Source organism: Streptomyces sp. Edi2 (assembly GCF_040253635.1).
Lineage (GTDB): Bacteria > Actinomycetota > Actinomycetes > Streptomycetales > Streptomycetaceae > Streptomyces.
The window spans coordinates 534,249-556,140 of sequence record NZ_JBEJGX010000003.1; the positions used below are offsets into that span (position 1 = coordinate 534,249).

Annotated in this window: 18 protein-coding genes; 10 read left to right on the forward strand and 8 right to left on the reverse strand. The window is 71.7% G+C overall.

Annotated features, from left to right (window positions below):
* Nucleotides 1–287 precede the first annotated feature (287 nt).
* The 5 genes from ABR737_RS05850 (at nt 288) to ABR737_RS05870 (ending at nt 7,147) form a co-directional block, all read left to right on the forward strand.
* Nucleotides 288–1,193 (forward strand): EamA family transporter, encoded by a 906-nt coding sequence (locus ABR737_RS05850; protein WP_350249117.1) that lies wholly within the window; start codon nt 288–290, stop codon nt 1,191–1,193.
* 769 nt (nt 1,194–1,962) lie between these two features.
* On the forward strand, nt 1,963–2,859 hold the full coding sequence (locus tag ABR737_RS05855; protein ID WP_350249118.1) for a LysR family transcriptional regulator: 897 nt from the start codon (nt 1,963–1,965) through the stop codon (nt 2,857–2,859).
* Between the two features lie 468 nt (nt 2,860–3,327).
* A complete protein-coding gene (locus ABR737_RS05860) occupies nt 3,328–4,830 on the forward strand; it encodes a peptide MFS transporter (protein WP_350249119.1) in 1,503 nt (500 codons plus the stop codon).
* A gap of 112 nt (nt 4,831–4,942) precedes the next feature.
* Nucleotides 4,943–6,133 carry an amidohydrolase gene (locus ABR737_RS05865; protein ID WP_350249120.1) on the forward strand — a complete coding sequence of 397 codons (1,191 nt, stop codon included), beginning with the start codon at nt 4,943–4,945 and terminating at the stop codon, nt 6,131–6,133.
* 288 nt (nt 6,134–6,421) lie between these two features.
* Nucleotides 6,422–7,147: a restriction endonuclease gene (locus tag ABR737_RS05870; RefSeq protein WP_350249121.1), complete on the forward strand. Its 726-nt coding sequence runs from the start codon at nt 6,422–6,424 to the stop codon at nt 7,145–7,147.
* An 80-nt stretch (nt 7,148–7,227) separates the two neighbouring features.
* On the opposite strand, the gene ABR737_RS05875 is transcribed toward ABR737_RS05870, so the two are convergent.
* The 3 genes from ABR737_RS05875 to ABR737_RS05885 all read right to left on the reverse strand — a co-directional run bounded on the left by ABR737_RS05875 (nt 7,228) and on the right by ABR737_RS05885 (nt 10,074).
* Complete coding sequence (locus ABR737_RS05875; protein WP_350256683.1) at nt 7,228–8,106, reverse strand: SigB/SigF/SigG family RNA polymerase sigma factor; 879 nt, start codon at nt 8,104–8,106, stop codon at nt 7,228–7,230.
* Between the two features lie 175 nt (nt 8,107–8,281).
* On the reverse strand, nt 8,282–8,902 hold the full coding sequence (locus ABR737_RS05880; RefSeq protein ID WP_350249122.1) for a sigma-70 family RNA polymerase sigma factor: 621 nt from the start codon (nt 8,900–8,902) through the stop codon (nt 8,282–8,284).
* A gap of 449 nt (nt 8,903–9,351) precedes the next feature.
* Nucleotides 9,352–10,074, reverse strand: coding sequence for a hypothetical protein (locus tag ABR737_RS05885; protein WP_350249123.1), 723 nt, complete (start codon nt 10,072–10,074; stop codon nt 9,352–9,354).
* A 470-nt stretch (nt 10,075–10,544) separates the two neighbouring features.
* Between ABR737_RS05885 and ABR737_RS05890 the strand changes: the two genes are divergently transcribed.
* Together ABR737_RS05890 and ABR737_RS05895 are read left to right on the forward strand one after the other, a co-directional pair.
* Nucleotides 10,545–11,687: an MFS transporter gene (locus tag ABR737_RS05890; protein ID WP_350249124.1), complete on the forward strand. Its 1,143-nt coding sequence runs from the start codon at nt 10,545–10,547 to the stop codon at nt 11,685–11,687.
* Nucleotides 11,684–12,868, forward strand: coding sequence for a sugar ABC transporter permease (locus tag ABR737_RS05895; RefSeq protein WP_350249125.1), 1,185 nt, complete (start codon nt 11,684–11,686; stop codon nt 12,866–12,868). Before ABR737_RS05890 ends, ABR737_RS05895 begins: the two co-directional genes overlap by 4 nt.
* 95 nt (nt 12,869–12,963) lie before the next feature.
* On the opposite strand, the gene ABR737_RS05900 is transcribed toward ABR737_RS05895, so the two are convergent.
* Nucleotides 12,964–14,181 carry an acyl-CoA dehydrogenase family protein gene (locus ABR737_RS05900; protein ID WP_350256685.1) on the reverse strand — a complete coding sequence of 406 codons (1,218 nt, stop codon included), beginning with the start codon at nt 14,179–14,181 and terminating at the stop codon, nt 12,964–12,966.
* A 252-nt stretch (nt 14,182–14,433) separates the two neighbouring features.
* On the opposite strand from ABR737_RS05900, the gene ABR737_RS05905 reads away from it, so the two are divergent.
* On the forward strand, nt 14,434–16,317 hold the full coding sequence (locus ABR737_RS05905) for a CoA transferase (protein ID WP_350256686.1): 1,884 nt from the start codon (nt 14,434–14,436) through the stop codon (nt 16,315–16,317).
* Complete coding sequence (locus ABR737_RS05910; RefSeq protein ID WP_350249126.1) at nt 16,314–18,119, forward strand: AMP-binding protein; 1,806 nt, start codon at nt 16,314–16,316, stop codon at nt 18,117–18,119. The genes ABR737_RS05905 and ABR737_RS05910 overlap by 4 nt, the downstream gene beginning before the upstream one ends.
* Before the next feature lie 141 nt (nt 18,120–18,260).
* Here ABR737_RS05910 and ABR737_RS05915 read toward each other — a convergent pair whose 3' ends face one another.
* From ABR737_RS05915 to ABR737_RS05925, 3 genes are read right to left on the reverse strand one after another with little or no spacing between them, the layout of a single operon-like run.
* Entirely contained in the window at nt 18,261–19,082 is an 822-nt protein-coding gene (locus ABR737_RS05915; RefSeq protein WP_350249127.1) for a metal ABC transporter substrate-binding protein, read from the reverse strand.
* A complete protein-coding gene (locus ABR737_RS05920; RefSeq protein WP_350249128.1) occupies nt 19,031–19,903 on the reverse strand; it encodes a metal ABC transporter permease in 873 nt (290 codons plus the stop codon). The genes ABR737_RS05915 and ABR737_RS05920 overlap by 52 nt, the downstream gene beginning before the upstream one ends.
* Entirely contained in the window at nt 19,900–20,484 is a 585-nt protein-coding gene (locus ABR737_RS05925) for a metal ABC transporter ATP-binding protein (protein WP_350256687.1), read from the reverse strand. Before ABR737_RS05925 ends, ABR737_RS05920 begins: the two co-directional genes overlap by 4 nt.
* Nucleotides 20,485–20,693: 209 nt before the next feature.
* Between ABR737_RS05925 and ABR737_RS05930 the strand changes: the two genes are divergently transcribed.
* The gene (locus ABR737_RS05930) at nt 20,694–21,134 is read left to right on the forward strand and encodes a serine/threonine kinase C-terminal domain-containing protein (RefSeq protein ID WP_502964474.1); all 441 of its coding nucleotides are present in this window, start codon (nt 20,694–20,696) and stop codon (nt 21,132–21,134) included.
* 61 nt (nt 21,135–21,195) lie between these two features.
* Here the strand turns inward: ABR737_RS05930 and ABR737_RS05935 are convergent, their stop codons facing one another.
* Entirely contained in the window at nt 21,196–21,708 is a 513-nt protein-coding gene (locus tag ABR737_RS05935; protein ID WP_350249130.1) for a hypothetical protein, read from the reverse strand.
* Nucleotides 21,709–21,892: the final 184 nt, after the last annotated feature.

Below are 21,892 nucleotides of genomic sequence, written 5' to 3' on the forward strand. Positions count from 1 at the left end.
GGGAGAAAGGTCCTCTCAGAGTGGTGCAGCGCGGACCGGGGGCCTCTTCGGCCGGCGACTCGCTGCCCGCCACCGCATCACGGTCGGCGAACATCCTGCGGCGTTCGGCGGCGCATCCGTTCCCGCACCGAGCCGTGGGTGGTCACGGCGCGCAGCGCACGCAGGCGATTCAGGTCGAACATGAAGCGATGCTAATACCCCACCTTCAGAAACCTTCGCTGGCCCTTTCGGACGGCGACTGTTGTGATGGGACATCCCGAAGAAGCGCGTCTCCAGGAGCAATTGGCATGAAGCCCGTACACGTGGCCTTGGCGGTGGTCGTCGCCGCCGTATGGGGTGTGAACTTCGTCGTGATCGACATAGGGTTGCGCGATTTTCCCCCACTTCTCTTCTCGGCGGTGCGCTTCCTTCTCGCCGCGCTGCCGGCGATCTTCTTCGTCGGGCGGCCAAGAGTGGCCTGGCGCTGGGTGATTGCGGTCGGCGTCACGCTCGGCATCATGAAATTCGGAATGCTGTTCATCGGAATGCACGCGGGGCTCCCCCCGGGGCTCGCCTCCCTGGTTCTGCAGGGTCAGGCGGTCTTCACCGTGCTCTTCGCCGCGGTGCTGCTGAAAGAGCGCGCCCGGCGGGCGCAGATCGTCGGCATGGTCATCGCCTCGGTGGGCATCGCGCTGGCCGGACTGGACTCGACGGCCGGCACACTGGCCGGATTCCTGCTGGTGGTGGGCGCGGCGGCCTGCTGGGGCCTGTCGAACATCGCGATGCGGAAGGCCGGGCCGCCGGACACCTTCCGGTTCATGGTCTGGGTGAGCGTCGTGCCGCCGGTCCCGCTCGCGCTCCTCTCCGTGCCCTTCGAAGGCTGGGACGCGGACCTGCGGGCACTGCAGCATCTGCATCTCAGCTCAGTGGGCGCGGCGCTCTATGTGGCCTGGGGGGCAACGCTGTTCGGATTCGCCGCATGGGGGTATCTCCTGCGCACCTATGACGCACCGACCGTCGCCCCCTTCTCGTTGCTCGTCCCGATATTCGGCCTGGCCTCCGCGTGGATTTTCCAGGGCGAGCGCATGACCGTGCTGACATTCTGCGCCACGGCTCTGGTGATCGCCGGCATCACGGTCGGAATGCTGCGCCGCACGAAACGGCCGACGCAGCATGAAATCGACCGCGCGACGGTAACTGCCGCGGCGCCCTGAGGTTTTCACACCGACGCATCGGAAAGCTGCGATGACCGCCTTGCCTCCGGGTGCGCGGATCTCTTGGGCGCCGTTTCGGATACCCCGGCAAACGGCTCGGCGGCATGACTACCTGTCGACTCTTCAGGCATTCGTCAGGTATTCCTCCGGCAGTGCTGCACGGAACACGTCATACGGGGGATTTCCCGCACACATCGTTAATCGAGGGGATTCCACGCATGTCTGCCGAGACGCCCGAACCGCCGGTGCTGCCGGTGCCTCCGGGCCGGCCTGGCCCTGTTCGCGGCCTGCGCGGTGGTCGCCCTTTACCAGTGGCCGCAGCACAGCGGTCACCGTCGCACTGCTCCTGGCCTTCGCGGTGCTGCTCACCCTCGGCGAACTGTGGACTTCCGCGGGCGGCTTCGGCCTGAGCTTCAGCCTCGCCCCGAGTCCGCCCAGGGCCAGTACCAGGGCTTCTACTCGCTGGGGAAGGGCTCGTCCCAGGCGGTCGACTCGATCTGAACCGTTCAACTCGCCCTGGAATAGCAGTTACTGGCGCCATGCAGGTCCGGGACAGCCCCGGGTCGACAAGGGCCAGGATCTCGGCCTCGTCGACCCGGCTCAGGGCTCCAGCTCCGGGCCTCGCTCAGGGCCCCGATCCAGGGCCCCGGCTCAGGCCCCTGATGCAGCCCCGGCCCGGTTCATGCCCCGGCCGCGTCCCGTTCGGAGTGTCGCCCGGGCGCGCGCCGGGTCGGCGCAGTCGAGGGATCGGACCTGGTAGACAGGCGGAATGGAGATCCGCACGATCCGGTACTTCCTCACGGTGGTCGACACCGGGTCCCTCTCGGCGGCGTCGCGCGCCCTGCACGTCGCCCAGCCCTCGCTGTCCCGGCAGGTGCGTCAGCTCGAGACGTCCCTGGGCTGCGAGCTCTTCGTACGGCACCGCGGGCGGCTGCACATCAGCCCGGCCGGAGCCCGCCTGCTGCCCGTCGCCCGCGATCTGGTCACCCGGCACGACCAGGCGGTGGCGATGATGCGCGCCCTCGCCGAGGGGCGCGAGCCGCGTCTGACGGTCGCCTGCACGGTGACCACCATCAATGACGTCCTCGCGCCCCTGGCCGCTGTCTCGCGGCACGCCGTACTCAACCTGATGGAGGTGCCCACCGCGGCCATCGCCGACACCGTCTCCAGCGGGCAGGCGGACCTCGGATTCTCCTCGCATCCGGGGGCGACCGACCTGGAGGCCGACCTCGTCGTGCGCTTCCCGGTGTTCGCACAGGTGCCCGCCGAGCACCCCTGGGCGGGCCGCTCCACCGTGCCGCTGACGGAGCTCGTACGCGAACCTCTCATCGTTCCCACCCTCGCCTACTCCGCGCGCCGGGTGTTCGACGACCATCTGTCGAGGATGGCCGGTCCGTTCGGCCGGCAGTCCGTACAGGAGATGGACCTGCCGCGCGCCGCCCAGGCACTGGCGGCGCGGGGAGAGGGCGTGGCGATCGTCACCGACGAACCGCAGTACGGCCTGCACCCGATAGTGATCACCGGCCCCGCACCGGGCGAACGCGTCGACCTGCCGCTGTTCGCTCTCTGGAACGCCACCCACTACGCCGCGGAACTCATCGGGCGGTGCGTGGCCGAGGTACGCGAATTCTGCCTCCGCACGTTCCCCGACGCGGGCCCTGCCTGACCGGCCTCCCTGCCCGTCTCCGCCGCGCACACTCCGGCCGTCTCCCGCCGCGCACACCCCGGCCGGCTCTAGCGGCGCACACCCCAGCCGCACCCCCCGGCCCGCCCATGCCTGCCCGCCCATACTTGCCCCCCTGCCCACCCATGCCCGTCAGGCATGGCACATAGAGGAAACAGGTCGTGGACAGCCATGGCCGTGCTGCGAAGACTGATACGGCGGAAAGGGCGCCGAGCCCCGTAGCCGAACTCCCCACGCGTTTTCTCCCTATGCACCCTGCCTGACCCATCCACCCCGCCTGCCCTTTTTGCCCTGTTGCCTGCCCGATCCGGCCACGGAGCCGGAGCCGGACCGGCCACCGGGCAGCCGGGTGCGCCGGCACCTCCTGCCGCAGTCGCGTCCCGGCCGTCCGGAGCCGGGAAGGAACCCCGCGCCGACCCAGCATCGGCCCGACACCGAAGGACGGTCCCTATGGCCCTGACCAGCGACGAGCAACTCGGCTCGCCGTCCGACAGCCCGCCGGCCGCGGGCGACCGCTGGTTCTTCGGCCACCCCCGGGGGCTGGTGACGCTCTTCAGCGTCGAGATGTGGGAGCGCTTCAGCTGGTACGCCCTGCAGGCGCTGCTGGTGCTCTATCTGTCCGACACGGCCGGCCACGGCGGACTGGGGATGGAGCAGGGCGCTGCCGCCTCCCTCGTCTCCGCGTACGGCACCCTCGTCTACCTGCTGTCGGTCTTCGGCGGATGGTTCGCGGACCGCCTCATCGGGGGCCGCAGGTCCGTGCTCATCGGTGGCGTGGCGATCGCCTGCGGCCACTACGCCATGGCCGTGCCCACCGCCTGGTCGACCTGGGCCGGACTCGCCCTGATCATCCTGGGCACGGGTTTCCTGAAGCCCAACGCCGCGAACGTGGTCGGCAAGCTCTACCAGCGCGACGACGTCCGACGCGACGCCGGCTTCTCCCTCTATTACATGGGCATCAACATCGGGGCGCTGCTCGGTCAGATCATCGGGGGCTGGCTCGGGCAGGGCTGGGGATACCACTGGGGCTTCTCCTGCGCCGCACTCGGCATGACGCTCGGGCTCGTCCAGTACGTTCTCGGCCGGCGCCATCTGCCGGACCGGGCCGACCGGCCCGACGCGCCGCTCCCGCCGGGCCGGGGCGCACCGCTCGCCCGGCGGGCCGGTGCCGTTGTCCTCGCGCTGGCCGCCGTCGGCTGCGCGCTCGGTCTGACCGGCACGCTGACGCTGCGGGCGGGCATCGACCTGATCTCGGTCGTCTCGGTAGCGGTGCCGGTCCTCTACTTCGTGGTCATGTTCGCCAGCCCCAGGACGGAGCCTCGGGAGAAGACCGCCCTGGCCGCCTACGTGCCGCTGTTCCTGGCGGCCGCGGTCTTCTACGTGATCTTCAACCAGTTCTCCTCGGTGCTGACCCTGTTCGCGGCCGAACGGACGGACTCCAGCCTGTTCGGGTGGCACTTCCCGTCCTCGTGGTTCTTCGCGGTCAACCCCGGCGCCGGGCTGCTCATCGCGCCGCTGCTCGCATCCGTGTGGACCAGGATGGGATCGCGGCAGCCCGCCACCTCACTGAAGTTCGGCGCTTCGCTGCTCCTCGTCGGGGCCTCGTTCCTGCTGATACCGGTGGCCGTGACCCTGACGCAGGGCGACCGCGTGGCAGCGCCCTGGCTGATCCTGGTGTACCTCGCGCAGACCGTGGCGGAACTGCTGCTCGCACCGATCGGCATGGCGGTCACCTCACGTCTCGCGCCGCGGGCCTTCCACGGGCAGACCCTGGCCGTCTGGTTCTGCGCGCCCGCGATGGGCGCGGGCCTCGGCGCCCAGCTCGTCGGGTACTACGGCAAGGTGTCCGACCTCGTGTACTTCGGTGCCACCGGTGCCGTAGCCATCCTCCTCGGCGTCGTCATCGCCGCCGCGACGCCGTGGATCCGCCGACGCGCCGGCGGTCTCGCCTGACCGCGTCCGGTCGACCGCTCGCACCCTCAGCCCCCGAACTCCCAACTACCGAACTCCGCCCCCCCAACTCCCCCAACTCCCCCAACTCCCCCAACTCCCCCAGGAGGAACCCTTGTCCACCCCCACGACCGTGCACGACCGGATCCGGCAGGCGACGGCAGAGCGGGAACCGCGGCTGTGGGACGTCGCCCAGGAGCTGCACCGGCATCCGGAACTCGCCTTCGAGGAGCACCGGTCCGCCGCCCTGCTCAGCAAGGAACTCGAAAGCGAGGGCTTCACCGTCGAGCGGGGCGTGGCCGGTATGGAGACGGCGTTCACCGCTCGTGCGGGGAATGGCAACGGGCCCTGTGTCGCGCTGCTGCTGGAGTACGACGCGCTGCCCGGCATCGGCCACGCGTGCGGCCACAACCTGATCGCCGGCGCCGGGCTGGGCGCCGCTCTGGCCCTTCGCCACGCCATACCGGAGATCGACGGCACCCTGCTCGTGGTCGGCACCCCGGCCGAAGAGGGCGGTGGCGGCAAGGCGATCGAGGTGGAGGCCGGGGTCTTCGACGGCGTGGACGCCGCGCTGATGTTCCACCCCGGGGTGCACAGCTGGTCCTCCGCCCCGCTGACCGCCCAGGTGCAGTACCGCGTCGGCTTCCACGGCCGCGCCGCCCACCCGACCGGCAACCCCACCGAGGGCCGGGACGCCCTCGCCGCGCTCATCCAGCTGTTCCACACCCTGGCCGTCGTGGAGCGTCGGCTGCCCGAGGGGTCCCATATCCAGGGGATCATCACCGAGGGCGGCCAGGCCACGAACATCGTGCCGGAGTACGCGGAGGGCCGCTTCGGGCTCCGCGGGCTCACCGGCACCCGCCTGGACGAGCTGATCGCGGAACTCACCCGCGCCGCCGAGGGCGTCGCCCTGGCCACCGGCACCGGCGTGGACGTGGCGCAGGTCTCCACCCGCTACGCGCACTTCCGCAACAGCGATGTGCTGTCCGAGACCTTCGCCGCGCACCTCTCGCGCGCCGGCATGACGGTGGGCGAGCCCACCCCGGGCGTCTACCTCGGCTCCTCCGACATCGGCAATGTGAGCGTCAAGGTCCCCGCGATCCACCCGTTCGTCGCGATCCTGGGCCCGGACGAGTCCGACCACACCCCACGGTTCGCGGAGGCGGCCGGCGGTCCCGCGGGCCGGAAGGCGATGCTGGCCTCCGCCGAGGCGCTGGCCTGCACCGCCGCAGACGTACTGCTGCGCCCCGAACTCGGCGCCCGCGCCTGGTCGGAGTTGCGGCGCAAGGAAGCCGCGGGTCTCTGACCCGGGTGCTGCAGGCCTGTGACCCGGGTGCCGCGGGCCCGTGACCCGGGTGCCGCGTGACCCGGGTGCCGCGGGCGGCGGGCGGCGGGCTGCGGGCTGCGGGCTGCGCGGGAGATCTGGTCGGCTTCGGCCCCGTCGAAGAGGCCCGGCGGCGCCCGGCCCTCACCCGGAAGCGGTCTCCCTTGAGCTCCTTCCTTCTCTCAGGAGTGATCTTCAGGAAATTGAACCGGAAGCCGTGGGGCAGGAGATCTCAACGATCTTCAACTCAAGGCTGGGAGACAAACGTTCATGGTGACAGCGATACGCCGGGAGCACGCCACCACTCGCCGTCCTCGTTTCCGCTTGCGGCAGTTGACGATTGCCTTCGGTCTCGGCGTCAGCGGTGTCCTCGGCCTCGGACTCGTCCTCAAGGCGCTCTTGCCGGGCTCGGCAATCCGCCCCGGGGCAGTCGCACTTCTCGGCCTGGTGCTCGCCGCCACGGCCCTGGTCATCATCCGGCGCAGAAATCGTGGCCGTGGCCTGCCGCGAGGGGCCGACGACGCGGGTGTTCCAGCTCCCCCGGCCGCCCCCGAACCACTCCGTTTCCGGAGCGAGGAAGACCCGGCAGGCGAGGACGTCTATCTGGCCGACGATCCGGACGTGGACCCGGATGAATTCGAGCGCTTGGTGGCGCTCCTGTGCGAACGCGACGGGTGCCGGGAGGTCCAGGTCGTCGGCGGCGCCCATGACCTGGGTGCCGATGTTCTCGCCGTGACGCCCGGGGGACTGCGTCTCGTCATCCAGTGCAAGCAATACGTCGAAACCAACCGGGTCGGTTCCCAGGAGCTGCAACGCTTCGGCGGGACCTGCTTCACCGTCCATGAGGCCGACATCGCAGTGGTCGTCACCACCAGCACCTTCACCGAGCCCGCCCTTGCCTACGCGGAGCGGAGCGGCATCCGGTGCCTCGACCACGACACGCTGTTCGCCTGGGAAGCAGGCACCGGCCCGGCACCGTGGCAGACCGGCAGCTGATCAAAGCGGCTGATCAAGACGACTCGGTGCGCAGACGACAGGTCGTCTGCGCACCGAGCCAGTTGCGTAAAGGTCCTCGGCTACGCCTCGGCGAGGAGGCTTTCGCGCAGGGTGGCGTAGGTGCGGGTGAGGAGGCGGGAGACATGCATCTGGGACAGGCCCATATGCTCGCCGATCTCGGTCTGTGTCATCTCCGAGCCGAAGCGGAGTTCGAGGAGAGTACGCGCACGCTCGTCCAGCTGGGCCAGGTGCGGCTTGAGGGCATGAAGGTCCTCGGCCAGTGCGAGAGCCGGGTCTTCGTTGCCTATCAGGTCGGCCACGAGCCCGGTCTGCTGCTTGCTGCCGCCGGCTTCGATGGGCCGGTCGAGGGAGCCGGCGTCGTAACCGTTGCAGGCGACCAGCCCCTCGATGACCTCCTCCTCCCCCAGCCCCAGGTGGGCGGCGAAGTCGGCGACCGACGGCTCGGGATTGCCGCGCCCTTCGAGCTCTTCGCGGGCGCGGGCAAGGTCCACGCGCAACTCCTGCAGACGCCGCGGGACGTGTACGGACCAGGTCGTGTCACGGAAGAACCGCTTGATCTCGCCGGTGATGTAGGGGATGGCGAAGGTGGTGAACTCGTTCTCGCGCAACACGTCGAAGCGGTCGATGGCCTTGATCAGGCCGATCGTGCCGACCTGCATGATGTCTTCCATCTCCTGCCCGCGGCTGCGGAAGCGGCGCGCCACATAGCGCACCAGCGACAGGTTCATCTCGATGAGCGTGTTGCGCGCGTACTGGTACTCCGGGGTGCCTTCCTCCAGGTCGGACAACCGCTCGAAGAACAGCTTCGACAGGCGACGCGCGTCCTGCGGGGCGACGCGCTGAGCCTCCTCCACCTGCGGCACAGCCGACCGAGCAGCCTCACATGCGGCGTCCCTGTCCGAGCGATTCACCGAGATATGGGCCTGCGCCGCTGCCATTGCCATGGCTACTCCTCCCTGATCTCCCCGTCATGCCGTCACGCCCTCACCTACCCGATGACCACACGTAAAACTGCCAAGCGGCAACTATTTCCGTGCGGCAACTGTAGTGAAGGCGCCTCGGTGCCCGGCATGCGGCAAACGTCCGCCTTCCATGCAGGCCAGAGGCATGTGGTCACGCCGCAACCGTCTGAGGGCGTCGTGCGCACCTCTCGGCTGACCTCAGCCAGCCGGTGAGGTCGGCGCGGGCGCGGGCCACCCGGGAGCGGACCGTGCCGATGGGACAGCCCACGATCGCCGCGGCATCCGCGTACGGCATTCCGACCAACTGGGTGAGCACGAATGCCTCGCGCCGTTCGCCGTCCAGTGCTTCCAGCAGCTCGCTCAGTGCCAGACCGTCGTCGAAGCCCGGCAGTCCGCTGGGCTGGCGGTGTTCCGCGACCGCCTGCCAGTCGTCGACATCGGCGATGCGCGGACGGGCGGCGGCGGACCGGTAGCGGTCGATCACCACCCGGCGGGCGATCGACAGCAGCCAGGTACGGGCGCAGGAGCGCCCGGCGAACCTCGGCAGGCCGGTGAGGGCGCGGAGAAACGTCTCCTGAGCGAGGTCGTCGGCACTGTTCGTCTCGCCGCTCAGGTGGGCCACGAAGCGCCACACATGGCGGTGGGAGGCGCGTATGAAACGCTCCACGGCATCGGGGTCGCCGTTCCGGGCGGCCAGCGCCAGGGCGGTCAACTGCTCGTCGTCCGCGGCGGTCCGCTTGCCACCGGCCGGATCGAAAAGGGCAGGAATCATCGCCACACGTCCTTCGAAGGGTGCGGGGCGTACCAAGGCATGGCACGGCCTCGTCGGTGAGCGGCATTCCGGAGACTCGCGCGAAGGCCGGTGACGACGTCCAGGGCGACGGTCGACGCGCGCTACGGGCAGGGGCAGGCCGGAGAGCCGCGGGGCAAGGGGCCGGCATGTGGTCCGGCTGCGCCCACGGAGGTACGAGGGCGGCAGCCGCGTGGACACGCCGGTACTCCGCCCGCCACCGGTGCAAGGAACCTTGCAGACAAAAGGCCTTGCAGAACAGGGAAGGGAGTGGGGTTCCCGGGCTCCATCGGCAACAGCGGCAGCAGCGCGTCATTGACGGCAGTGGCGTCCATGACAGCAGTGGCGTCAGTGACGGCGTTGCGGAGTGCCGGGCACTGCCGGGGAGATTCCCGGGCGCTGCCGGGCAGAGTCCCAGGGCAGGCGGGCGGTCAGCAGCAGATGGACGGGTGCGGCGGGCCTCTGCGGGACAGGACGTGGTGCAGGAACACCCCGCGCAGGGGCAGGATGTGACCGCGACCGGCCACCGGACGCGCGGCCGGCTTCCGGCCGGTCCAGCCCAGCGTCGCCAGGGCCAGCATCAGGGGCGCGAACCACACCGCGGCCGCACTGCGGGCGAGCCGGAACGCGGCCGCCTCGCCGCGCCACAGCCACAACCCGCACACCAGCGCGGCCAGCACATGGGCCAGGAACATGCCGAGGGTGCCGTGGCCGGAGTGCACCATCTGCAACTCGCTCATCTCGCCGCGCATGGCACCGATATCACCCACGTGCGCGGTGGAGGCGGCGAGTTCGCCGGCCATACCCGCCAGATGGCTCATGCCCGTCATGTCGCCTCTTGACGCCATTGACACGGATGAGGCGGATGAGGCGGCGGTCTGCAGGTCGAGGCCGGACCGGCACGACTGCGCCAGGCCGAACAGGGAGTGCAGAGCCAGCTGGGCCACGACGGCGGAACCGGTCACGGCGAACCCGCCGCGTTCCCGTCCCGCCGACCACCAGGCCGCCGAGCCCGTTGCCCCGAGTGCGGCGGCGAGAGCCCACGAGGGCAACGGCTGCGCGGACATCAGCGCATGTCCCAGGGTCGCGGTCGTCACGCACACCACCGCGAAGATCGCGGCGCGCGCAGCTCGTGAAACCGACCCGGCAGTCATGTTGGTCATCGTGCCAGCCGGTTCATCCGTACGGGAGGGCGCATGGCGCCTGGGGCCCAGTTGTTGTCCGGATCCGCTAAACCAGCTCAGGGGCGGTCAACTGAGTGGCAGAGCACGAGAGATGGAGGCGGACGTTTCGCCTCCGCCGGCTCCTCCACCCTGCCCGGGCGGGTCTCCTCCGCTCGCCGGGGCTCCTCCACCCTGCCCGGGCGGGTCTCCTCCGCTCGCCGGGGCTCCCCCGCCCTGTGGGTCTCCCCCGCCCTTCGAGCCTCCTCCGCTCGGCCGGTCTCCCCGCCCGGCAGGCTCACCGGGAACTGATGGCCCGGTCCGTACGACTGACTGGGCCCGGCGTCAGGAGAGGCCGGGGCCGGTGTTTCGGGAGGGCTGCGGTGCGGGTGAAGCGTGGGACGGAATCGGGATCCGCTGGGCCCGGCGGCGATACGGCCCGGCCGTGGCATGCGGGCCCGGCGGTGACACTGCTGCTGACGTCCGCGATGGCCTTCTCGATGATGCAGCTCTTCCTGATCGGCGCGCTCGGGCCGCGGCTGGTCGGCGAGCTGGGGATCTCCCGTACGGTGCTGGGCCTGACCACGACGGCCGGCTTCGGCGCGGCGGCCTTGCTGTCCCCGGCGGCGGGGCGCTTGGTGGACCGGGTGGGGCCACGGCGCTGTCTGGTGGCCCTGTTGCTGCTCGCCGCCGTCTCGCTGGCGCTGATCGGGGCCGCCCCGGGGGCAGCGGTGCTGCTGCTGGCGGTGGCGCTCGGCGGTCTGCCGCAGGCCCTGGCCAACCCGGCGACCAACAAGCTGATCCTGGCCGCCGTTCCGGCCGAGCGGCGGGGCGGGGTCACCGGGCTGAAGCAGTCCGGGGTCCAGTTCGGTGCCTTCGTAGCGGGACTTCCGCTGTCGCTGCTGGCCGCGGGGGTGGGCTGGCGTGGTGCGGTGTGGACGGCAGCGGGCACGGCCGCGCTGGCCGCGATGTGGGCCGCCCTCGTGCTGCCGCCCGACGCGGTCGCGGCGGCTCCGGGCAGCCGCCCTCCACGGCCCGTGCGCGGCCTGACGCGGCAGTTGGCCGTTTTCTCCCTGCTGCTCGGCTGCGGTATCGCCTCGGTCAACACCTACCTGACGTTGTTCGGTTCGCAGCGTCTGGGCCTCTCCCCGACCACGGCCGCCGCCCTGGTGGCCGTCCTGGGCGTGGCCGGCATCGGCGGGCGCCTGGGATGGTCGCGGGTGGCAGGGAGGCCGGGACGAGCCGAGGCGCTGCCCGCCGTGCTGGCGGCCGGGGCGGTGGGCGCGGCGCTGCTTCTCGCCGTCGCGGTCCTGGCGCCTCCGCTGGTGTGGGTGGCCGCGATCGCCGTCGGATCGTTCGCGGTGTCGGCGAACGCGGTGTCCATGGTCCTGGTGCTGCAACGAGCGGCGCCGGGGCGTGCCGGGCAGGATTCGGCGCTGGTGTCGGCGGGCTTCTTCGCGGGGTTCGCGGTGGGCCCGCCGTTGTTCGGCGCGCTGGTCTCGGCCGCCGGCTATGGGCCGGGATGGCTGCTGGTGGCAGCCGAGTTCGCCGGGGCCGCAGTGGTTGCCGTGCCACTGTGGTCGCGTCGCCAGGAGGAGGCGGAATGAATACGCCCTCAAAAACGGTGGGTTGGACCGACTCGGAAAAGCGGGGTTGGACCGACTCGGAAACGGCGGAGTGGGCCGGCCAGGCGCTCGCCTCCCTGCTGGAGCGGGTGTCGGTGACGGCCGAAGAGGTCGGTCCGCGCTTCCCGCTGTACGCGGACCGGGACAGCGGCTCGTGGAAGTCCACCTCCCGGGGGTCGTGGACCGGAGGGTTCTGGGCGGGGCTGTTGTGGTTGCGTGGGCTGTCCTCGGGCGACTCGGCACACCGTGCGGCGGCAAGCGACTGCACCCAGCGGTTGCGGTACTGGGTCCGGCAGGACACCGCTACCCGCGGGCTGGTGCTCTGGTACGGCACTGCCCTGGCCGCCGGTCCGGGTGGCGACGAGGCGGCGGTCCGGCTGAGGGAGGAGGCGGCGCGGGTCTGCCTGGCCGCGTACGAGGGCGAGTTGGGGCTGTTGCCGTGGGGCGATGCCTTCGGCGGGCCGCGGCTGCTGGCGCGCGCGGACGGGGTACCGGGTCTCGTGCCGCTGCTGGCCCACGCACCGGGCAGTGGGGGCCGAGGGGGCGGTGGGGGCAGGAGGAGCAGGAGGGGCGCCAAGGGCAGTGGTCGGGCTGCCGCGTACGGCCATCTCGCCCGGCATCTTGAACTCTGCCTTTCCGAGGACCCGCCGCGCCCCGCCTGGCAGGCCCGGCCGCACGGTACGTGGACGGCCTGCTCCGAGCCCGCGCCCGGCTGGAGCCGTACGGCGGCGTGGCTGCTGCTGGGTGCCGCCGATGGGCTCCACTGGCTCGGGGACGACGACCGGCTGCGGGAGGCGGCACGGCGGCTCGCCGCGCTGCGCCTCGCGCCGGGGGCGCGGATCGTCCCTCCGGCTCAGGACGGCTCTCCGCTCGGCCCCGTGGACACCTCCGCCGCGGCGATCGAGGCGGTGGCCGCGCTGAAGCTGGCCACGCTGGCGCGGGCAGCGGGCGACGGGCAGGAAGGCGACCGCCTGGCGGCCCGAGGGCGGCTGGTCCTGCGCCAGTTGACCGAGGCGCACCAGTCGGACTCGGGCGCCTTGCTGGACGGCTGCTACGACGCCGGGCGCGGCCTCGCCACACACCATGAGCTGGTCTGGGGAGACTTCTTCCTCGCCTGGGGGCTGGCGCTACTCACCGGGCTGACGGAGCCGTTCACGATGTGACCGGAGCGGAGGTCACCTCGTGACCCGGGGAAGTCACCTCGTGACCCGCGAACATCACCTCGTGACCGGCGAACGTCACGGCGTGCCGACGGCATTCACGAGGTGCCGTTGTCCTCCCGCAGGACACGCCGGGCCACCGCAGCAATGTGCAGCTCGTCCGGGCCGTCCAGCAGCCGGGCCGCACGGCCCATACGGAACAGCCCCGGCAGCGCGGTGTCCGGCCCGAGGCCTGCCGCGCCGTACACCTGGATCGCGGCGTCGGCGACCTGTTGCAGCATCCGGGCCGCCGCGACCTTGGCGAGCCCGGTCTCCACCCGGGCATCGTCGCCCGCCTCCAGGCGGGCCACCGCCTCGTACACCAGCGGCCTGGTCGTGCGGATCGCCAGCAATGCGTCGAAGACGAGCTGCTGGACGAGCTGGCGGTCGGCCAGTGGGCCGGAGGACTGGCTCCGCGACCGGGCGCGGACACACATCAGGTCAAAGGCCCGTTCGGCCTGTCCGAGCCAGCGCAGACACCGCAGGACGCGGCCGAGTCGCAGCCGCTCCCCGGCGATCCGCAGCGCCTTGCCCCGCTCGCCGACCAGGTGGTCCGAGGGCACGGTGACGCCGTCGAGTTCGATCTCCCACTGGCCGCCAACGCCGAGCACCGGCAGCTCGCGCACCACCCGGAATCCGGGTGGTGACGTGGGCACCAGGACCAGCGACAGGTCGTCGCCGGTCCGGGCCAGCACGGTCACCAGGTCGGCGTCGCCCGCTCCGGTGATGAACCACTTGCGGCCGTGCAGGGTCCACGTCCCGTCGGGGCCGGCTTCGGCGCGGGTCGCGGTCAGCGCGGGGTCGGTGCCGGGCGTGTCGGGCTCGGTCATCGCGTAGCAGGTGCGCAGCTCACCCGCCGCGATGCGCCGCAGAAGGCGCTCGCGAACGGGCTCGGCGGCGTGGCGGCTGAGCATCAGCACATCCAGCAGGGAGCCCGACCCGAGGGCGGCGGGACCGTGGTCGCTCGCCCCCTCCGCCTCGGCCAGATGCGCGTAGCGGGACAGCGGCAGCCCCTGTCCGCCCCACTCCACGGGCAACGGCAGCGCCCACAATCCGGCGTCCTTCGCCTCCGTACGGAGCCTGCGCAACGCGTCGTTGGCTGCCGGTCCGCCAGCGTCGAGCACCGCCTCGGCGGGCATCACCCGCTCCCGTACGAACGCCGCTACGCGCCCGCGCAGCCCGGCGGCCTCGGGCGGACAGTCCGGCAGTCCGAACGGGGCAGGGCCGAGGGCCGCGTCCGCACCCGGAAGCCTGGGGGTGCCCTGCGCACGATCCATTGAGCTCACCGCTTTCCTCCGTATCCACCGGGAACTCGGTGAACCGGCAGTCCGACTTACTGGCCGTGGAGTTGGTCGGCCCCGGTCGTCGTCTGGTTCCCGTATGTCCACGCCCATACGTCCGCGCCCATACGTCCACACCCGTACGTCCACACCCGTACGTCCACACCCGTACGTCCACACCCGTACGTCCACGCCGCACGAGACACGCGGCGCACACTGCCGTCGCCCGAGAGGAACGCCGTGAATGCCGTGAATACCGTGGGAAGCCCCACCGTCATCGGTGCGCACCGGCCGCTGGAGGAGGTGGACATACAGGTCTCGGGGCCTGCCGCACTCACCGCCCCGGCACTGGCCCACCTGCGGTCGCTGGGTGCAAGCGCACCGGAGACCCCGGCGGCGCGGACCGGCCCCGCGTGCTTCACCGCAACCAGCCGTGGACCGGGTGAGGTGACCGCGTACACCGGCTGGGCGGACGTCCTGCCGGAAGCGGACGCCACCGACGAGGCAACCGTCCAGGCGGCCACCGGGATGATGCATGTACACGGCAGACGCGACGGCGCGCCCCGCGGTCTCGCCGTCGACTACGCAGCCACCTGTGCGTCGGTCCTCACCGTGCAGGGCCTGCTCGCCGCGCTCCTCGGCCAGGCGCGAGGCGGAGGCGGTGCCACGGCCGTCGCCACCGGGGCCGACCGGGCAGCACTGCTGGCGGTCTCCCAGTACGCCGCGGCGGCGAACGCGCCCGAGGCGGAAGCGGTCACCCCGGCTCCCGGCGGCCCGCCGTTCACCGCCGCGGGTGGCACCCGTTTCGAGCTGGAGGCGCTGGAGCCCGCCCCCTGGGCCCGGTTCTGGCGCGCCCTCGGCGCGCCCGAGGCGGCGATCCGCGCCGGCTGGCCCGCCTTCCAGTTCCGTTACGCCACCGCCTGCGCACCCCTGCCCGAGGAGCTGCACCGGACTGCGCGCACTGTCTCCTGGACGCGCATACGGGAGGCCGCCGCCGCGTCGGGGGCCGAGGTGTGCGCCCTGCATACGCTGGCCGAGCGGGCGGCGGAGGCGGCCCCTGCCACCGCACCATGGACCCTCGCAACCCTTCCCGGGGCAGGGGCCCCGCCCGCCTCCGGATCCCTGTCGTCCGGCGCCCGCTCCTCCCGTTTGCTTCACGCAGGCGCCCTGCCTTCCGGAGCCCTGTCCTCCAGTGCCCTGTCCTCCTGCGCCCTTCCGCTCTCCGGCCTGACCGTGCTGGAAGCGGGCCGCCGCATCCAGGCCCCGCTCGCCGCCCATCTGCTCGGCCTGCTCGGCGCGGATGTCGTACGGATAGAACCGCCCGGCGGGGACCCGCTGCGCGGCATGCCGCCCTGCGCCTCGGGGGTCTCCGCACGCTGGCTCGCCCTCAACCGTGGCAAGCGCGCCGTGGAGGTCGACATCAAGTCGGCCGCCGGGCAGGCAGAGTTGCGGGAGCTGGCCGCCGACGCGGACGTTTTCCTTCACAACTGGGCTCCGGGCAAAGCGGAACAGTTCGGGCTGGGCGCCGGCCATCTCGCGCCCGTCAACCCGCGCCTGGTGTACGCCTATACCAGCGGCTGGGCGGGCCGCCTGCCCGATGCCCCCATGGGCACCGACTTCATGGTGCAGGCCCGTACTGCCGTCGGCGAAGCGGCCCGGCCGGCCGACGAGCCGCCCGCCCCTTCCCTCATGACCCTGATCGACGTGCTCGGCGGACTCGTCGGCGCCGAGGCCGTGCTCGCCGGTCTGCTGCTCCGTGAGCGCAGCGGGCGCGGCGTACGGGTGGAGTCCTCACTGCTCGGTGCCGCGGAAACGCTCACCGCACCCGCGGTGCGACGGGCCGCGGCGGGCCGGGACCCCCGCCGCCCGGCCGGATTCCGCCGTCCGCCGGCGACCGCCGACGGATGGATGGCGCCGGCCGACGCCTCCTCCCGTATGGCACAAGCCGAGTCGGCGCGCCTGCGAGAGCTGTCATCCGAGCAGGCAGTCGCGGCCCTGCGCGAGCAGGGCGAATCTGCCACCAGCGTCACCACCGACCTCGGCGCTCTTCCTGAGGACCCGTGTCTGCGCGGGGCCTTGACCCGCGATTCCCACGGTTCCCTCGTCGTCCCCTCGCCCTGGAGGTTCGCATGACAGCCCCGCTCCCCTCCCGGTTCCACGATCTGGTCCCCGCCACGCTGCGGCGCGCCTGGGCCGCCGAGGGCCACTGCCCCGACCTGGACCTGTACGCACTGTTCCGGGCCCGCAGGACCGCCGACCCGCACGCCACAGCCGTGATCGACGCCCGAGGCGAGGTCAGTTACGCGGAACTGGACCACCAGGCTCGATGTCTGGCCACCGGGCTCGCCGAGGCAGGCGTCTGTCCCGGGGACGTGGTGGGCGTCCAACTCCCCAACACCGGAGAGGCGGTCGCGGCCGACCTCGCCGTGGCCGCGCTGGGCGCTGTCGTCCTGCCCTTCCCAGTCGGACGGGGCGGGCGGGAGGCCGTGTCGCTGCTCGGCCGCTCCGGGGCCCGCGCGGTCATCGCCGCCTCCGAGCACCGCGGCGCCCAGCATGCACGGGAGCTGGCCGGACTGTCCGGCGAACTTCCCGCCCTGCGTGCCGTGATCGCCGCCGGCCCCGGTCCGGTCCCCGACGGCTGCCTGTCGCTGGCCGATCTGCTGCGCGCCGACGCGACCGCGTTCACTCCCGCGCGCCCCGACCCCGACACGGCGGCACGGATCCTGGTCTCCTCCGGGTCCGAGGCCGAGCCCAAGATGGTGGCGTACTCACACAATGCGCTCGCGGGCGGCCGTGGCAACACGCTCGCGCCGCTGCTCCGCGACGGCATGCGGCCCCGCTGCCTCTTCCTGGTGCCGCTCGCTTCGGCCTTCGGCAGCAGCGGAACCGCCGTCACCCTCGCCCGGCACGGCGGCTCCCTTGTCCTGCTCGACCGCTTCACGCCCGACGCGGCCCTGGAAGCGATCCTCGCCCACCGGCCCACCCACGTACTGGGCGTGCCCACCATGGTGCGCATGATGCTCGACCGGCTGCCCGATGCCCGCGAGACGCCGGCCGGGCTGACCGCCCTGATACTCGGCGGCTCCGCGCTCGACGCGGCCACCCGCGACGAAGCCCGCCGGGCCTTCGGCTGCGCGGTGGTCAACCTCTACGGTTCCGCCGACGGCGTCAACTGCCACGGCGGCCTGACCGGGCAGAGCGCCCGCGATGACCACAGCGCGGCCGGTGACCACCGCACCGTCGAAGACCACGGCTCTCCCGATGGCCACAGCGCCGTCGATGACCACAGCGCTCCCGATGGCCACAGCGCCGTCGATGACCACCGCACCGTCGATGACCACCCGGACGACGGCCCGGGGATCAAGGTCGGCCGCCCCGTCCCCGGCGTGTGTGAGATCCGTATCGCCCCGCTGCCCGGGGGCACCGACGGTGAACCGGGGGAGATCGTCGCGCGCGGCCCGATGACCCCGCTCTGCTACGTCGGCGCACCCGAGCTGAACATGCGGTACCGCACCGCCGACGGCTGGGTCCGTACCGGGGATCTCGGCATGCTGGACGCCGACGGCACCCTGCGGGTCGTCGGCCGCCTGAAGGACATCGTGATCCGCGGCGGTGCGAACATCAGCCCCGCCGAGGTCGAAGGCGAACTCTCCTCCCATCCGGACATCCGCGAGGTGATGTGCGTCGGCGTCCCCGATCCCCTGATGGGCGAACGGCTCGCGGCGTGTGTGGTGCCAAGGGCCGGACGGAAGCCGGGACTTGAGAGCCTGTGCGGCCACCTGGACGCACGTGGCCTGGAACGCCGCAAACACCCGGAGCGTCTGTTGCTGGTGACCGACGAGCTGCCCCTCACCCCGGCGGGTAAGCCCGATCGCGCCGCACTACGGGAGAGGGCGGCCGCCGAGTTCCCCACCGCCCACGCCCAAGCCGGCTGAGGCCAGGAGGGAGGGGCCGCACCCGGCGGCCCCTCCCCCACTCGTACGAGCTCTCGCGCAGGTTCTCGTACGACCTCCCGTACGAGTTTCCCTGCGAGCCTCCGCGCAAGCTCGCGTGCAAGCCGACCGGCCAGGAGCCGGTCAGGACCCGGAGAACGCCTTCTTCATCTGGCCGGCCGCCTTGCGGTAGACCCCGAGCAGGTCGAGGTCCGCGCCCGGATAGTTCACGATGTTCAGCTGCTTGGCGCCCGAGCCGGGCAGCACGGTCCCGGTCGACATGTTCTCGTTGTCCAGCACAAAGGCGGGCTTCTTCGCCGACAGTGCGGACAGCTGGGCCGGTGTGACCGCCTCCGGGCCGTAGGTACCGACCACCTTCGCCCCGGCCAGCCCGGCCACCCACGTCGTGAACTTCTGTGCCGCCACCGCGGGAGCCTTGCCACCGGGCCAGGTGGCCTTCACCTGCTTGGCAAGGGAGGCCCACTCCGCCGTGAACCTGCTGTTCCACTTGGCCGCGGTCCGCTCCGTCCCGAACTTCTTGCCCAGCTTCGTCACCTCGCCCTTGGTGGTCGCGGGCGCGTTGTCCAGATTGACCTCGATCAGCTTCGCCTTGGAGCCCGCGGCTTCCTTGATGCGGCCCGCGAAGGGCTCGAACGAGGCGTAGAGGACGTAATCGGCCCCGGCAACCGCTGCCAGGTCGGACGGCTTCAGGTCGTAGTCGGGCGCATGCCGGACCGAGGCGGGAACCAGGGACTTGACGTTCTTGGCCCCGGCCGCCTTGGCCAGCGCCGCCTCCCAGCTGGAGGTGGCGACCACCACGGGACCGGACGACGCCGACCCCGACTCGCCGGCCCGGTCCGTACCGGCCTTGCCGGAGCCGTCGCCGCAGCCGGTCAGCAGGAGCAGCACCGCACTCAGTGCGGTGACTGCGGCGAGGGGGCGGAAGAGGACGCGGACGTGCGCCATGATGAAGTTCTCCGTTCGGGTATGAGATGAGCGGCAAGGGCGACCGCCCCCGCGGCGAGGACGAGAACCGGACCGGGCGGCAGATCCCAGGCCAGCGAGATCAGGAAGCCGACGACGTTCACGACGACGCCGATGCCGATCGCCCAGAGCGTGATCGACACCAGCGAACGGCCGAGACGGCGGGCGGCCAGGGCCGGCAGCAAGGTCAGCGCGTCCACCAGCAGCGCGCCCGTCAGACGGATGGCACCGGCCACCGCGACCGCCACCAACACCAGCAGCACCACGGTCAGCCGCTGCACCGCCACGCCGGAGGACAACGCCAGCTCCCGGTCGTGCAGCAGCAGCGCCAGATCGCGGCGGCGCCAGAGGAACAGCCCCGGTACGGCCACGGCCAGCACACCCAGCACGACGAGATCGGCCGGCCGCACCGCAAGGATCGACCCCCACAACAGCGCGAACGCCCCATTGGCATTCACCCCGGAGAGCGCCAGCATCAACAAGGCGGCAGCAATGGCCAGGCTCATCAGCAGGCCCATCGCCCCGGACAGGCCCTCGGCGGTGCGGGCCAGCGGCGCCACCCCCGCCCCGGCCAGCGCACACGCCACCAGCGCACACAACACCGGGTCCAGACCCACCAGTTGGCCCACGGCGATGCCCAGCAGCGCCACATGCATCATCGCGAAGCGCACCGGCATGATGTCCAGCCCGACGATCACCACACCGACGACCGGCAGCCCGAAGGCGGCCAGCAGCAGCCCCGCCCCGGCCCGCTGCACCGGGACCAGTTGCCACAGGTCACCGACCTGCCCCCACGCGCTCACGACACCTCCCGCAGCTGTCCGGCGGCCATCTCCAGCGTCCGGTCACAGCGCGCGGCCATGGCCCGGTCGTGGGTCACCACGAGCAGCGTCACCGGCAGCGTGGTCAGCACCTCGGCGGCCTCCTCCTGGCCCGCGAAGTCCAGCGCCGCGGTCGGCTCGTCCGCGAGCAGCACGCCCGCTCCGGCCGCCACGCACCCCACCGCCCGCGCCAGGTGCATACGCTGCAACTGACCACCCGAGAGACTGCCCACCGGCCGGTCCGCCAGGCCGCCCATGCCCAGGCGTTCGGCCGCCCGTTCCGCCTCCGTCAGGTCACCGCTGCTCGCCAGCAACTCCCGTGCGAGCAACGGAAAGCGCCCAGGTGCCGGCCGCTGCGGAATCCACCCGCACGCTCTTCTCCGCCACGCCCACTCGGCAGCGCTGCGGCAGCCCCGGCCACCGACCACGATCTCCCCGTCGACCTGCCGGTGCAGACCGAGCACCGCCCGCAACAGCGTCGTCTTCCCCGACCCGTTCGTGCCGGTCAGAGCAATCCGCTCACCGGCCCCGACCTCCAGATCGACCCCGGTCACCGCTTCCAGGCGGCCATGGCGACACACCACCCCCCGAAGCCGCACCTCAAGGCCGCCCGCACCGCCCGGCTGCCGCTCCGCTGGGGCCCCTGACCTCTCCTCGCTCCGTTCCACAGCCCACTAGTCGGACCAACGGCGTACCGAGTTCCCGCGGGGCCGGTGGCTTTTCTGCCGACGACCTCCCGGGAACGTCCTGCGCACGGCCTGGCCGCCACCTCCTGCCTACGGCCCGTCCCGCCACGACCGGCCTACGGCTCCTCCCGCCACACCGGCGTCCGCCCCTCAACCGCTACGCAACGGCCGAGCAGGTCACCTACATCGACCCCACCGAACTGGTCGAGATCTCTATCCGGACAGTGGCTCCCGCGGGCCCCAACCCGGTGTCCCACTTCGCGGACAGGGAGACGAACACGAAGGTGAACTACCCCGTCTACCGCAGGCTGCGTCTGCAGCAGACCTCCTTCCGGGGCCGGCCGGCGGCGGTGTGGGAGTACGCCTTCCAGGGACGGGAACGCGGCTTTTGCGCCGTCGAACTCGGCTTCGGCCGCGAAGGCGGCCGGGAGTACGACATCTCCGTCTCGGCACCGGAACGGAAGTGGGACACCTACCGCCCCGTCTTCGACAAGGGCAGGGACAGCTTCCTCCCGGCCGGCTCCTGAGCCCCCGGCCGGTTCCTTGCTCATCACCCCCGAACTGGCGGCACAGCTCCCCGCAGATGCCTCAGTCGAGGGGGTGGGACCGCTGACGCCGATCAGGCGGGGCGAAGCTCAGCCCGTTCTCGTCGAGAGCATTGAAGACGGTCACCCGACTCGCTCCGAAGACGAAGCTGAGGTCGACGTTCCGGGCCAGATCCCTGCCGTCCAAGCCTGTCCAGTCGAGCAGTTCGACCCTGGTGAGGGACAGGCCCCGCAGTGCGTGCAGTCCGGGAAGAGGCTCGGTACGCCACCGCAGGTCGAAGCCGGGCCACCGGACCTGGCCGGCGGGGTCGATCGTGTTCCACGTGAGGGAGAGGTCGTCGAACTTCTGGTGATTGATCTCGACCTGCTCGCCCTCGAAGTCGAACAGAACCGGGCAATCACAGAACCACTCGTCGTCCTGACGGTCCCAGACCATCCAGACGCCCGTCAGAGTCCGGCCGGCAAGGCCACGCAAGCGCTGCGCGTGCTCGCGCACAACGTCGCTGCGGCGGTTCAACCACAACGGCTGGTATCCCGCGATGCCAAAATCGAACATCGCGTCATCTTGTCAGAGCTACCTCATGCCGGCTCGACGCGGCAGAGCCGCCCCGGCCAGGGCCGGAAACGCGATCACACCGACCAAGCCGGGAACGAATCCCGGATCGCGTGCTCCCGACTGCAGCAGGGTCGCCAAGAGCTGGGTACCGGCCAGCACCGCCAGCCCGAGGTAGAGCCACCCT